At 68.3% G+C, this 13506-nt stretch carries 13 protein-coding genes and 1 pseudogene; 11 read left to right on the top strand and 3 right to left on the bottom strand.

The genetic code is table 11. From position 1 onward, the window contains the following. From APY03_RS45250 to APY03_RS39210, 4 genes and pseudogenes are all read left to right on the top strand, one after another. A pseudogene (locus tag APY03_RS45250) lies at positions 1 to 485 on the top strand (ArnT family glycosyltransferase); the annotation flags it as partial. Further along, positions 482 to 1465: a glycosyltransferase family 2 protein gene (locus APY03_RS39220; RefSeq protein WP_068686188.1), complete on the top strand. Its 984-nt coding sequence runs from the start codon at positions 482 to 484 to the stop codon at positions 1463 to 1465. The pseudogene APY03_RS45250 and the gene APY03_RS39220, both read left to right, overlap by 4 nt. Positions 1466 to 1467: 2 nt before the next feature. Then, positions 1468 to 1866 carry a GtrA family protein gene (locus APY03_RS39215; protein ID WP_068686186.1) on the top strand — a complete coding sequence of 133 codons (399 nt, stop codon included), beginning with the start codon at positions 1468 to 1470 and terminating at the stop codon, positions 1864 to 1866. Between the two features lie 129 nt (positions 1867 to 1995). Next, positions 1996 to 2664: an FHA domain-containing protein gene (locus tag APY03_RS39210; protein WP_162487147.1), complete on the top strand. Its 669-nt coding sequence runs from the start codon at positions 1996 to 1998 to the stop codon at positions 2662 to 2664. A 200-nt stretch (positions 2665 to 2864) separates the two neighbouring features. On the opposite strand, the gene APY03_RS39205 is transcribed toward APY03_RS39210, so the two are convergent. From APY03_RS39205 to APY03_RS39195, 3 genes are read right to left on the bottom strand one after another with little or no spacing between them, the layout of a single operon-like run. After that, entirely contained in the window at positions 2865 to 4067 is a 1203-nt protein-coding gene (locus APY03_RS39205; RefSeq protein WP_068686182.1) for an amidohydrolase family protein, read from the bottom strand. After that, entirely contained in the window at positions 4013 to 4771 is a 759-nt protein-coding gene (locus APY03_RS39200; RefSeq protein ID WP_068686180.1) for a TetR family transcriptional regulator, read from the bottom strand. The genes APY03_RS39205 and APY03_RS39200 overlap by 55 nt, the downstream gene beginning before the upstream one ends. Continuing rightward, a complete protein-coding gene (locus APY03_RS39195; RefSeq protein WP_068686178.1) occupies positions 4772 to 5545 on the bottom strand; it encodes a ferredoxin--NADP reductase in 774 nt (257 codons plus the stop codon). It abuts the gene before it with no gap. Between the two features lie 276 nt (positions 5546 to 5821). Between APY03_RS39195 and APY03_RS39190 the strand changes: the two genes are divergently transcribed. The 7 genes from APY03_RS39190 to APY03_RS39160 are packed head-to-tail and all read left to right on the top strand — an operon-like array spanning position 5822 to position 13387. Further along, positions 5822 to 7429, top strand: coding sequence for a 6-hydroxynicotinate reductase (locus tag APY03_RS39190; RefSeq protein WP_068686176.1), 1608 nt, complete (start codon positions 5822 to 5824; stop codon positions 7427 to 7429). Between the two features lie 6 nt (positions 7430 to 7435). After that, positions 7436 to 7978: a tetratricopeptide repeat protein gene (locus APY03_RS39185; RefSeq protein WP_068686174.1), complete on the top strand. Its 543-nt coding sequence runs from the start codon at positions 7436 to 7438 to the stop codon at positions 7976 to 7978. After that, positions 7975 to 8898: a UPF0280 family protein gene (locus APY03_RS39180; RefSeq protein WP_068686172.1), complete on the top strand. Its 924-nt coding sequence runs from the start codon at positions 7975 to 7977 to the stop codon at positions 8896 to 8898. Before APY03_RS39185 ends, APY03_RS39180 begins: the two co-directional genes overlap by 4 nt. Positions 8899 to 8919: 21 nt before the next feature. Further along, the gene (locus APY03_RS39175; protein WP_068686170.1) at positions 8920 to 9564 is read left to right on the top strand and encodes an amino acid synthesis family protein; all 645 of its coding nucleotides are present in this window, start codon (positions 8920 to 8922) and stop codon (positions 9562 to 9564) included. A gap of 39 nt (positions 9565 to 9603) precedes the next feature. Beyond that, a complete protein-coding gene (locus APY03_RS39170) occupies positions 9604 to 10188 on the top strand; it encodes an amino acid synthesis family protein (RefSeq protein ID WP_068686169.1) in 585 nt (194 codons plus the stop codon). 52 nt (positions 10189 to 10240) lie between these two features. Then, positions 10241 to 11452 (top strand): ABC transporter substrate-binding protein, encoded by a 1212-nt coding sequence (locus APY03_RS39165; RefSeq protein WP_068686168.1) that lies wholly within the window; start codon positions 10241 to 10243, stop codon positions 11450 to 11452. Positions 11453 to 11470: 18 nt separating this feature from the next. After that, positions 11471 to 13387 carry an ABC transporter permease gene (locus tag APY03_RS39160; RefSeq protein WP_068686166.1) on the top strand — a complete coding sequence of 639 codons (1917 nt, stop codon included), beginning with the start codon at positions 11471 to 11473 and terminating at the stop codon, positions 13385 to 13387. The last annotated feature ends 119 nt before the right edge of the window (positions 13388 to 13506 follow it).

The following is a 13506-nucleotide window of genomic DNA, read 5'->3' as shown; positions in this document are numbered from 1 at the left end:
TGCTGCCGGCGGCCGGCCGTGCCGGCTGGCCGGTGCGCGCGGGCGGCATCGCGGCCGGCCTGTTCCTCGCCGCGCTGGCGGCGGTGTCGTTGCGGCACACCACGCGCGAGCTGGCCAAGGTGTCGCCCACGCCGGCGGCCCGGGAGGCCTTCCTGCGCGCCAACGTGCCGGGCTATGCCGTGATGAACCATGTACGCGAGCAGGTCTCCGGCCGCGTCTACCAGATCGCACTGAGCGAGGCCATCTACTACGGGCCCAATCCGGTCTGGGGCGATACGCTCGGCCCCTGGCGCTATGCGGATTTCCCGCTGCTGCCGGCGGCCGACGCCGCGCGCAGGTTCGCCGGGCTGGGCTTCGAAGCCATCGTGATGCCCGATCCGGTGGCGCGCACCTTGGCCGGCCATGAGGATTTCAACCGCCACTTCGCCCTGATGTACGAGCAGGACGGCGCCAAGGCGTACCGTATCCTGCCCCCCGCACCATGACCGAAGCTCCTGCCTCCATCACCCCGTGGCCCGCGCTGCGCATCGCCGCGGTGATCCCCTGCTACAACGAGGCGCTCGCCATTGCGCAGGTGGTGGACGAGTTCCGGGCCGTGCTGCCCGAGATCGAGATCCACGTGTTCGACAACGCCTCCACCGACGGCACCGCTGCCGTCGCGCGGGCAGCCGGCGCCCAGGTAACGCATGTGGCCCTGCGCGGCAAAGGCAATGTCGCCCGACGCATGTTCGCGGATGTGGAGGCCGACATCTACGTCATGGTCGACGGCGACGCCACCTATGACCTGGGCGGACTGCGCCACCTGGTCGACACGCTGGTGCAAGGCAACCTCGACATGGTGGTCGGCTCGCGCGTCGACGACGGCGAGGACCCCCAGACCTACCGCACCGGCCACCGCTTCGGCAACCGGCTGCTCACCGGCGCGGTGGCGGCGCTTTTCGGCGGACGGCTCACCGACATGCTCTCCGGCCTGCGCGTGTTCTCCAGGCGCTATGCCAAGTCCTTCCCCGCGGTCTCCGAAGGCTTCGAGATCGAGACCGAGCTCACGGTCCATGCGCTGGAGCTGCGCATGCCCTTCGCCGAGCTGCCGGTGCGCTACCGCTCGCGGCTCGAGGGCTCGCACAGCAAGCTGTCCACCTACCGCGATGGCTGGCGCATCCTCCAGACCATCTGCAAGCTGTTCGTGAGCGAGAGGCCGCTGCTGTTCTTCTCCGGCATAGCGACGGTGCTTGCGCTGGGCTCGATCGTGGCGGCCGTGCCCCTCGCCTTGACCTACCTCGCGACCGGCCTGGTGCCGCGCCTGCCCACCGCGGTGCTGCTGACCGGCACCATGCTGACCGCAATGCTGGCCTTCGTCTGCGGCATCGTGCTGCACGCCGTGACCATGGGCCGGCGCGAGGCCAAGCGCCTGCGCTACCTCGCCATTCCGGGCGTGCTGCATCGCGGGCCCGTCGAGCGACCCTGACCATGAAGGCCGGCCGCGAGTTCCTGTTGTTCGCGGCCGCCGGCGTGATCGGCCTCGGCGTCGATGTGGGCGTGCTTTACCTGGCGGCGCCGCTGCTGGGCTGGTATGCGGCGCGCGTGCTGTCCTTTCTCGCGGCCGCGACCGCCACCTGGGCGCTGAATCGGCACTATGCCTTCGGCGCGCGCCATTCTGACGCTTCCCTGGCGCGTGAATACCTCGGCTACCTGCTGACCATGCTCGGCGGCGCGGTGGTGAACTACGGCGTGTACGTGGTCGTGCTGCACGCCTTCAGCGGGCCCTGGGTGCCCGCGCTCGGCGTGGCGCTGGGCAGCGGCGCGGGGCTGGCGCTCAACTTCGTCGCTGCGCGGCAGCTGATCTTCAAGTCGCGGCGCGGGCACTGAATCGGCGCAATCCGTCAGCGCATGCAACAGTCGTTGCTGTCGCGTGCGGGGCCACCTAGGATGGCCTTTCGGCTCGGCCGGTACACCGGTACGACCTGCCGACAGCCGATCATTCAAGGGAGAGAAGAGTTGCCCACTCTGCTTGTCATGCGAGGTGCCCGCGTCGTGCGCAGCATCCGCGTTCCCGCAGGCGAGCTCCGCATCGGCCGGTGGGAAGGCAACGAGGTCGTTCTTCCCAGCCGCAAGGTCAGCCGGATCCACGCGCTCCTGAGCTGCCGCGACGGCGCCGCGGCAATCAAGGACGCGCGCAGCACCAACGGGACCTTCGTCAACGGCGAGCGCATCGACGCCTTGTCCGTGCTGGACGGCGACCGGCTGCAGCTGGGCGACGTAGAGCTCCTGTTCTGCCGCATGGATGATCCGGCCGCGGAGCTCGCGCAAGCCCGGCCCGCGCCAGTCCCCGATGCGAGCGCCACGGCCCCCGGCGGTTTGGTCGCTGCCGCATCGTCAAGGGCCGATGAGGTCACGCCGTCGTCGCTGGCGCCGCGGCCCCGGCGCGCCGAGTCCGTCGGAGAGGGCGTCGCCTTCTCCCTCCCGATGCGCGGCCGCGACGTGTCGGCGCTGATCACCTACGACGCGCTGGCCTCGCACTTTGGCGCTTACGCCTTCGGGGAAGATGGCGGCAGCCGCGCGGTCGATGCCTACGAGGCCAACCATCTCGCCATCCATGTGGCGGCCACCTACCGGTACCAGCAACTTCCGCTGGAACCGGTCGTCCTGCGGGCGCGGGACTTTTGACTTTTGAACATCACTGCCCGCTTGTCCAGCTGGGCAAGTGACCACGCGGCGTGCGCGAAGTTCTTGAACCGGCTCGCGACCCAAGCCAACCCCACCCATGAACTGCACCAGTCCCAGCCCGTCCATGACGCCTGGCGAGGTGTCGAACGCACTGCGCTTTCCCTCCGACGAGGAAATGCTGAAGTTCAGGGATGAATTCCTCAGTGTGCGCCCGGCACCACCACCACCGGGATCTCGGTGGCCGGCGGCGTATTGCGGCTGCGCCCGCAGCGCACGATGCCGTCGATCATCACCATGCCGACACCGGGGATGTCGCCCAGCTGCACACTTTCGAGCAGCGTCTTGCCGGCTGTGTGCTGGGCCCGGTCCATGAAGACGAAGTCGGCCGCGCGCCCGGGCTCGATCAGCCCGCAGTTCAGCTTGCGGATGCGCGCCGTGTTGCCGGTCGCGAAGCAGAACACCAGCTCGGCCGGGATGTTGGCGAGCGAGGACAGCATCGCCACCATGCGCAGGATGCCCAGCGGCTGCACGCCCGAGCCGGCCGGCCCGTCGGTGCCCAGGATGATGCGGTGCGGGCACTTCAAGTCCAGTGCCGCCTTGGCCGCTGCGATGGCGACGCGTTCGTTGCCGTTGTGCACGATCTCGATCGCACGAGATGACTTCTCGCACAGCTCGCAAACGTGGGCCTCGGGCAGCGAGGTGTGGCCGCCGTTGATGTGGCCGATGACGTCGGCGTCAGCCTCCAGCACCACGTCCTTGTCGATCAGGCCCGACCCCGGGATCGAGGGGCCGCCGGTGTGGATGGTGCTCTGGATGCCGTACTTGCGTGCCCAGGCCACCATCTCCTTGGCCTCGTAGCCGGCCTTCACCGAGCCCAGCCCCACTTCGCCCAGCAGGCCGACGCCGGCCTCGGCCATCTCCTTGAAGTCGCTCTCGACCATGCCTTTCTCGAGCACCGGCGCGCCCGCCAGCACCTTGACGCCGCCGGGCCGGAAGTTGTCGAACGCGCGCTGAGCGGTGATGGCCAGGGCCTTCACGCCGACGATGTCCTTCGGACGGCCGGGCAGATGCACCTCGCCGGCGGAGATCATGGTGGTGACGCCGCCGTTCATGGTCGAGTCGATCCAGCCCAGCTGGCTCTGTCGCGGCGTCCAGTCGCCGAACACGGGGTGCACATGGCTGTCGATCAGGCCGGGCGCGACGCAGGTCTTCTTCGCGTCGATGACCGTCTGCGCGCCTTCGGTGTTGCAGTCCTTTTCCTTGCCGACCGCGACGATCAGGCCGTCGTTCACGACGATGGTGTCCGCCTCCAGGATGGGACGGTCGAGGTCGCCTGAGAGCAGCAGACCTATGTTCCGGATGACGACTTTGCCCGACTTTGCGCCAGTTGCGACTTCTGCCATTTCTTGTCCTCGTGGGGTGGTGGTGTTTCGTCCTCGGGAGCGCGTGCATCGACCGTGCGCAGCACGGTCTCGATCACGAAGTCCTCCCAGTGCGTGACCGCCTCCGGCGTCTCCAGCGGCTCGCCGAGGAAGGCAGTCAGCGTGTGGCGGTTGGAGGTGTAGAAGTAGCCGGTCGAGGCGATCAGCAAGTAGAGGTCGCGCGCCGCCACGTCCCTGCGGAACAGGCCTTGCGCCACGCCGCTTTCGAGCAGCTCCTGGATGATCGCGATCGCGCGTGACGAGTATTCGCGTGCGCGCAGCGACTTCGCGATGTGCCTGCCCTTGTGCAGGTTCTCGGTGTTGAGCAGCGTGACGAACTCGGGGTTCCTGCGGTAGTAGCCGAGCACGAAGCGGATCACCGACGCCAGTGCCTCGACCGGCCGGCTTGCATCGAGGTGGAGCGCGGCCTCGGCGTCGTCCATGCGGCGGTAGATGCTTTCCAGCACCGCGATGAACAGCCCTTCCTTGCTGCCGAAGTAGTAGTAGATCATCCGGTCGTACGAATGGGCGGCCTTCGAGATCTTCTCGACGCTGCCGCCGTCGTAGCCGTACCTGGCGAACACCTTGGTGGCTGCGCGCAGGATGCTGTCGCGCGTGGCCTGCGCGGCGGCCTCGCGCACGCCGGTGCGGCGCGTGGCCGGCTTGGGTGCGCGGGCCGCTGCCATCTACTTTTCGGCGAAGGCGCGTTCGATGACGAAGTCGCCCGGAGTCGACGTGTTGCCTTCCTTGAAACCGCGGCCTTCCAGGATGTGCTTCAGGTCGACCAGGAGGCCGGGGCTGCCGCACAGCATCACGCGGTCCTCGGCGGGGTTCAGCGGCGGCAGGCCGAGGTCGTCCGTCAGCTTGTTGGTCGCGATCAGGTCGGTGATGCGGCCCATGTTGCGGAACTCCTCGCGTGTGACCGTCGGGTAGTAGAGCAGCTGCTTCTCGACCATCTCGCCCAGGAACTCGTGCTTGGGCAGGTGGTCGGTCACCAGGTCGTGGTAGGCCAGCTCGTCGATCTGGCGCACGCCATGCACCAGGACGACCTTCTCGTACTTCTCATACGTCTCCGGGTCGCGGATGATGCTCATGAACGGTGCGAGGCCGGTGCCCGTGCCGAAGAGATAAAGCCGCTTGCCCGGCAGGGTGTAGTCGATCAGCAGCGTGCCGGTGGGCTTGCGGCCCACGATGATGGTGTCGCCCACCTGGATGTGCTGCAGCCTGGAGGTGAGCGGCCCTTCCTCGACCTTGATGCTGAGGAACTCCAGGTGCTCCTCGTAGTTCGGGCTCACGATGCTGTAGGCACGCAGCAAGGGCTTGTTGTTGACCTTCAGCCCGATCATCGTGAAGTGGCCGTTCGAGAAGCGCAGCGCCGGGTCGCGGGTGGTGGTGAAGGTGAACAGTCGGTCGGTCCAGTGATGGACGCTCAACACACGTTCTTCGCTGAATGCACTCATAGGAATCAGGGATGGTTGTGAACGAGAAAAAGCGCACGAACAAGGTGCGCGGTGCCGCGGAGCCGAACACCGTCAGTCTGCCGCAACCCCCCGATTGTCGGCGACACCTGAGAAAACACCATTGCAAGCATCGGGTCTGTTTGCTACATTGACTTCATGTAGTGATCACAACATGAATTTGTAGTGAATGCTACACAAAGCGAAGTTCCAGCACAAGAGAGCCTCCGGCACATTTGTTGCACACCCCGCCGCCACGATTTCCACGAGAAGCCCGCGATGACCGAACACACCAAGACAGACGGATTGCCCGGTATGGACCTGCCGCTTCCGCCCGAGGCCACGGGCCGCTCGCCCCTGCGCAACGAGCGCATGAGCGCGGCCAAGGTCGAGTGCAATGCCTGCCCCGTGCTCTGCCAGATCTCCGAGGGCCGCACCGGCGCCTGCGACCGCTACGCCAACCGCGATGGCGTGCTGGTGCGGGTCGACCCGGTGCTGCTGCTGCGCCGCGAGCTCGCCAGCGAGTCGCCGGCACTGGTGCCGTTCGCGCGCCCCGCTGCCGAGCCGGCGGCGCCCGGCGCCGAGGCCGACTGGAGCGGCGATCTCCTTCACGCCGACCAGGTCTTCGTGACCGGCGTGGGCTCCTCCACCACCTACCCCGACTACAAGCCCGCACCCTTCATCGTGGCCTCCAAGGCCCAGGGTGTGGACATGGTGACGGTGGTGACCGAGGGCATCTTCAGCTACTGCAGCTTCAAGGTGAAGATCGACACCGACCGCTTCCTCGGTGCCGAACAGGCCAACGTGCGCTACCGCGGCGAGGTGGTGGGCCACGTCACCACGGCCGAGTACGGCTCGCAGATGCTCTCGCTCGGCGGCGTGCACCACCTCACCGGCGGCAGCAAGAAGGAAGGCCGGATGACGGCCGAGCTGATGCAGCTGCTGGGCAACAAGAAGGCGGTCGAATGCGTGATCGACGGCGGCGCCAGCATGGTCATCCAGGCCGGCCGCGCACCGATCGTCAACGGCGTCGAGGAACAGCGCATGCGCGTGGGCTGCGGCTCGGCCGCGATCGGCATCTTCGCGCGCCAGCTCTTCGGCCAGGCCGACGAGGTGGTGGTGGTCGACGACCACATCACCGGCGTGCTCACCGAGCACCAGGCGGGGCGCTGCCTCGACATGCTGCCCTCGGGCATCCAGATGCGCGGACGCAAGTCCACCCCGGGGCGCTACTTCCAGGTGGCCAATCCGGGCAACGGCTGGGGCGGCACCGACATCGACGACCCGCTCTCGATCATCGAGGGCTGGGAGGAGGGCGTGGCCAGGCCGGGCCTGCGCCTGCTGATGACCTCCACCACCGGCGAGCATGCGCAGTGGTACGTGCTCGACGACGAGCTCAAGCCGGTCGAGCAGCAGATGCCCGCCGAGGTGCGCCGCATCGTCGAGCGCATCGGCGAGAACTGCGAGCCCTCGCTGTGCAGCGTGCTCTTCCTCGGTGGCGCCGGCGGGTCCTTGCGCGCCGGCGTGACCGAGAACCCGGTGCTGCTCACCCGCGCCATCAAGCGCGCGCTGGTCAACGTGACCTGCGGCGGCGCGCCGGCCTATGTGTGGCCGGGCGGCGGCATCACCGTGATGGCCGATGTGCTGCGCATGCCCGACAACAGCTTCGGCACCGTGCCCACGCCGGCCATCGTGGCGCCCATCGAGTTCAGCATGCGGCGCGAGGACTACGCGGCGCTGGGCGGCCACATGGAGCATGTGTTCTCGCTCGAGCAGGCGCTGGCGCGCGGCGCCTGGCAGAACGACGGCGCACCGCTGGCGCGCCAATGGCGTCGCATGGACGATGCCAACCCTTGGCCGCTCGGCCAGCCGCCGATGCTGGGTTGAGGCGCCATGTCGACTTCATGGCTGATCCCGTGCCTTGCGCTGGCCCTGGCGCTGGCCCTGGCGCTGACGGCGTGCGCGAGCACGCCGCCGCAGCAGCAGGGCGGTGGTGCCTCGGCCTCGCGCGGAGTGCAGCTCAACAACCGGGGCCATGCGCTGGCGGGCCAGGGGCAGCATGCCGAGGCCGTCGCCCTGTACCGCGAGGCCCTGCCGATGCTGCCTGCCGATGGGGCGAGCGCCGCCAACCGCGCCGCCGCGTTCAACAACCTCGGGGCATCGCTGGCAACGCTCGGCGCGCTGGCGGAGGCACAGCAGGCCTTTTCCGAGGCCCTGCAGATCCGCGAGCGCCTGTTCGGCGCGCTGGCTGCCCCGACGCTGCTGTCGCGCCACAACCTCGGCGTGGTGCTGGGCCGGCGCGGCCAGGCACAGCCTGCGTGCGAGCAGGCGCTCCAGGCCTGGCGCGGCCGCGTGCAGACGCTGGGCGCCGGGCATCCTGACACGCAGGCGAGCCGCGCCAGCGTGCAATCGCTGGCCGGCTGCGCACTCGCATGAATGGCGCACAACGTCAGCCGATCGGCGGCGGCCGATGGCACTTGAACCACGGGCCGATCGACATCGTGGCCGAGGCGCATGGCAACGAGGTGGAGGTCGCCGTCGCGCACGAGCTCGCATGGCGGCGCTTCGGCACGGTGCTCGACGAACTGGTCGCCGAGCTGCGCCTGCTGCGCCAGCCCGTGGGCGAGGCCTGCCCGCTGCAGGGCCCGATCGCACGCCGCATGTGGGAGGCTTGCGCGCCGTTCCGCGCCGGCTTCATCACGCCGATGGCCGCGGTGGCGGGTGCCGTCGCCCAGGAGCTCGTGGCCTGCTATCAGCGCGAAGGCATCGAGCGCGCCTGGATCAACAACGGCGGCGACATCGCGTTGCACCTCGTGCCCGGCCAGTCCGCGCGCGTCGGCCTCTTCGCGGATCTGGCGCGCTTCGACATTCGCGAGCGCGGGCTGCTCACCACCGACGGCCAGTTCGAGCTGCGCGCCGAGATGCCCGTGCGCGGCGTCGCCACCAGCGGCTGGCGCGGGCGCAGCTTCTCGCTGGGCATCGCCGACAGCGTGACCGTGCTCGCGGCGACCGCGGCGCAGGCCGATGCAGCCGCCACGGTGATCGCCAACGCAGTCGATGTGGAAGACGCGGGCATCCATCGCCGCCCCGCCGGCGAATGCAAGGACGACAGCGACCTCGGGGACATTCCGGTCACGGTGGATGTCGAGGCGCTCGCGCCCGCGCAGGTGCAGCGCGCACTGGACGCGGGCGCGGCCCGCGCCGCGGACCTGCAGCGCGCGGGGCTGATCGGCTCCGCCATGCTCGTTTGCCAGGGGCAGTGGCGGCTGGTAGAGCCCTTAAGCTCGCAAACATCCGGCATGTTCGCGCTCGGGAACCCGCCACAGGCCGCTGCAGTTGGTTCAGTATTTGCTTAACGAAAAGCAGGACTTGTTTTCATGATCGATATACGCCGTGTCTTCACCCAGGTCGAATACATCCACCACGAATTCGGACCGCGCGCCGCGACGCCGCTGGTGCGCGGCGCCATCGCCGCGGTGCTGACCAATCCGTTTGCCGGCCGTTACGAGCCCGACATCCTGCCGATGATGGCGCTGCTCGATCCGGTGGGCGTCGACATGGCGCACCGCCTCCACGCCGCGATGGACGTGCCGCTCGAGCGCATTGCCACCTACGGCAAGGGCGCCATCGTCGGCGCCGCCGGCGAGCTCGAGCATGGCGCGCTGTGGCATGTGCCGGGCGGCTACGCGATGCGAGAGCTGCTGGGCTGGAAGGGCGACCGCGCGGCCTACACCGCCGGCACCGTGGACGAGAAGAAGACCGGCCAACCGGGCAACGCGCTGTCGATCGTGCCTTCGACCAAGAAGGTGGGGCCGCCCGGGGCGACGCTGGACGTGCCGCTGACCAACATCAATGCCAGCTACGTGCGCGGCCAGTTCGATGCAATCGAAGTCCGCGTGCCCGGCGCGCCGGCGGCCGACGAGATCGTCTTCATCCTCGCGATGAGCACGGGCTACCGCGTGCACGAGCGTGTCGGCGGCCTGCGCGCCGAGAACATCGCCAAGTGGGATGGATTGCGCTGAGGCGCACCGCCCTTCACCCAGAGACACAAGGAAAGAACCATGAGCGCCAACATCCGCAAGCTTGTCGTGCAGATCGATGAAACCCGCAAGGAAATGGGCAAGACGATCGAGCCGCCCACGCGCCGCGCCGTCGCCATCGCGGTGATCGAGAACCCGTACGCGGGCCGCTACAGCGAGTCGCTCGACGAGCTGGTCGCGATCGGCGAGGAACTCGGGGCGCTGCTGGGCCAGAAGGCCGTCAAGGCGCTGGGCATCGAGCCTGGCCAGGCGCAGAGCTACGGCAAGGCTGCGATCGTCGGCGAGAGCGGCGAGCTGGAGCATGCGGCGGCCATCCTGCACCCCAAGCTCGGCGCGCCGTTGCGCGTGGCTGTGGAGAAGGGCGCGGCGCTGGTGCCTTCGGCCAAGAAGCGCGGCACCCTCGGCACCGCCATCGACGTGCCCCTGGGCCACAAGGACGCCGCCTTCGTGCGCAGCCATTTCGACGCGGTCGAGGCGCGCGTGTCCGATGCACCGCGCGCCAACGAGATCGTGGTCGCCGTTGCAGTGACCGACAGCGGCCGTCCGCTGGCGCGCGTCGGCGGGCTGCAGGTCTCCGAGATCAAGGGCGAGGATGGGCTCCGCTGAGCCTCACTTCCCCCCTGTCGCAATCCATCAACCATTTCAACGAGGAGTTCCCATGACCATGCGTTTCGCGTTCAGCGCGGTGTCGATTGCCGCTCTCACCCTTGCACTGATTCCCGCCGCGCAAGCGCAGGGCGTGATCAAGATCGGCGAGATCAACAGCTACAAGGCCCAGCCTGCCTTCCTCGAGCCCTACAAGAAGGGCATGGACCTGGCGGTCGAGGAGATCAACGCCGCGGGCGGGGTCAACGGCAAGAAGATCGAGCTCATCACCCGTGACGACAACGCCAATCCCGGCGACGCGGTGCGCGTGGCCGAGGAGCTGGTCTCGCGCGAGAAGGTCGACATGCTCGCGGGCACCTTCCTGTCGAACACCGGCCTGGCGGTCACCGACTTCGCCAAGCAGAAGAAGTTCTTCTTCCTGGCAGGCGAGCCGCTCACCGACAAGATCACCTGGCAAGGCGGCAACCAATACACCTTCCGCCTGCGCCCCGGCACCTACATGCAGGCCGCGATGCTGGTGCCCGAGGCGGCCAAGCTCAAGAAGAAGCGCTGGGCCGTGGTCTACCCCAACTACGAGTACGGCCAGTCGGCCGTGGCGGCCTTCAAGAACCTGATGAAGGCGGCCCAGCCCGATGTGGAGTTCGTGGCCGAGCAGGCCACGCCGCTCGGCAAGGTCGACGCCGGCAGCGTGGTGCAGGCGCTGGCCGACGCCAAGCCCGACGCGATCTTCAACGTGCTCTTCGGTGCCGACCTTTCGAAGTTCGTGCGCGAGGGCAACACGCGCGGCCTGTTCAAGGACCGCGAGGTGGTCAGCGTGCTGACCGGCGAGCCCGAGTACATGGACCCGCTGAAGGACGAGGCGCCCAACGGCTGGATCGTGACCGGGTACCCGTGGTATGGCATCAACACGCCCGAGCACAAGAAGTTCGAACAGGCCTACCAGGCCAAGTTCAAGGACTACCCGCGCCTGGGTTCGGTGGTGGGCTACAGCATGATCAAGTCGGCTGCCGCGGGCATTGCCAAGGCCAAGAGCACCGACACCGACAAGCTGGTGGCGGCCTTCAAGGGCCTGCAGGTCGACACACCCTTCGGCAAGATCAGCTACCGCCCCGAAGACCACCAGTCCACCATGGGCGCGTTCGTGGGCCGCACCAAGAACGAGGGCGGCAAGGGCGTGATGGTCAACTACGTGTACCTCGATGGCGCCGACCCCAAGTACCAGCCGCCGGTCGAAGAGCTGAAGAAGTCCCGCGCCAACGACTGAGCCCGGAGCAAACGAGTCATGAGCTTTTCAGGTTTCATCGTCCAGCTGCTCAACGGACTGGCGAGCGCATCCTCGCTGTTCCTCGTGGCGGCGGGGTTGTCGCTGATCTTCGGCGTCACGCGGATCGTGAATTTCGCGCATGGCTCGTTCTTCATGGTGGGCATCTACATCGCCTACACGCTGGTCGAGCGGCTGGGCACCGGATTCGGCTTCTGGCCGTCCCTGGTGCTGGCGGCGCTGGCCGTGGGCGTGCTCGGCGCGCTGATCGAAGTGGTGCTGCTGCGCCGCATCTACAAGGCGCCCGAGCTCTTCCAGTTGCTGGCCACCTTCGCGCTGGTGCTGGTGATCAAGGACGCGGTGCTGTGGCTCTGGGGCCCGGACGAGCTGCTGGGCCCTCGCGCGCCCGGGCTCTCCGGTTCGGTGACCCTCCTCGGGCGACAGTTCCCGTCCTATGACCTGTTCCTCATCGTGGTCGGCCCGGTGGTGCTGGGCCTGGTGTGGATGCTGCTCACGCGCACCCGCTTCGGCACCCTGGTGCGTGCCGCCACGCAGGACCGCGAGATGGTCAGTGCGCTGGGCGTCAACCAGGCCTGGCTGTTCACGGCCGTGTTCGCGCTCGGCGCGATGCTCGCGGGCCTGGGCGGCGCGCTGCAGCTGCCGCGCGAACCCGCCACGCTGGAGATGGACCTCAACACCATCGGCGCCGCTTTCGTGGTGGTGGTGGTGGGCGGCATGGGCTCGATCCCCGGCGCCTACGCCGCCGCGCTGCTGATCGCCGAGATCAAGGCGATCTGCATCTGGCTGGGCGTGGTCGATGTCTTCGGCTTCAGCGTCTCCTTCTCGAAGCTCACGCTGGTGGTGGACTTCCTCGTGATGGCCGTGGTGCTGGTGTGGCGCCCGTGGGGGCTGTTCGGCCGGCCGCAGGCGCCCAGCCGCTACGTCGGCATGCAGGAGGAGCCATTGCGCCGCCCCGGCCGGACCTACCTGGTGGCCGCCGCGGTCTTCGGCCTGGTGCTGGCGGCCGTGCCGGTCTTCACCGCCGACTCGCCGTACACGATGGTGCTGATGATCGACCTGATGATCGCCGCGTTGTTCGCCACCAGCCTGCACTTCATCATGGGCCCGGCCGGCATGCATTCCTTCGGCCATGCGGCGTATTTCGGGCTCGGCGCGTACGGCGCCGCGCTGCTGGTGCGGGCGAGCGGCATGCCGATGGAACTGGCGCTCGTCGTCGCGCCGCTGGTGGCTGCCGCCGGCGCCTTCGTCTACGGCTGGTTCGCGGTGCGGCTGTCGGGCGTGTACCTGGCGATGCTGACCCTGGCCTTCGCGCAGATCACCTGGGCCATCACCTACCAATGGGACAGCTTCACCGGCGGGAGCAACGGACTCACGGGCGTATGGCCGGCCGAGTGGCTGTCGGACAAGCGCGTGTATTACTGGCTCACGCTCGCGCTCGTGGCCCTCGGCGTGCTGTGGCTGCGCCGCGTGCTGTTCTCGCCCTTCGGCTATGCGTTGCGCGCAGGCCGCGATTCGGTGCTGCGCGCGGACGCGATCGGCATCGACGTCAAGCGCATGCAGTGGGCTGCCTTCGTGATCGCGGGAACGGCTGCGGGGCTGGCCGGGGCGCTTTACGCGTTCTCCAAGGGCAGCATCTCGCCGGAGTCGCTGAGTGTGGGCAAGTCGGTGGATGGGCTGGTGATGGTGCTGCTGGGCGGCATCCAGACGCTCGCCGGGCCGGTCGTGGGGGCCGTCACCTTCACCTGGCTGCATGACACGGTGGCGCGCAATACCGACTACTGGCGGGCGATGCTGGGGGGGATCATCCTGCTGCTGGTCCTGCTGTTCCCGCAGGGGATCGCCGGGTTTGCGAAGCAGCTCTTCGATCGGAAGCGGCATGCGAAGGATGCGGGTGAGTTGAAGGAGGTGAAGGCGTGATGGCGCCGGGCTGCTGTTTGCTCCCTGTCCCTGTTGGGGAGGGTTGGGGTGGGGGGCTCGTTCGGGCGGTTTCGTGCGCTGCTGTTGTGTTGAGGCTGGGGCCGGGATTTCGCCCCGGC

Origin of the sequence: Variovorax sp. WDL1 (genome assembly GCF_001541225.1) — a bacterium.
Lineage (GTDB): Bacteria > Pseudomonadota > Gammaproteobacteria > Burkholderiales > Burkholderiaceae_C > Variovorax.
This window is presented reverse-complemented; position numbering and strand designations above follow the sequence as displayed.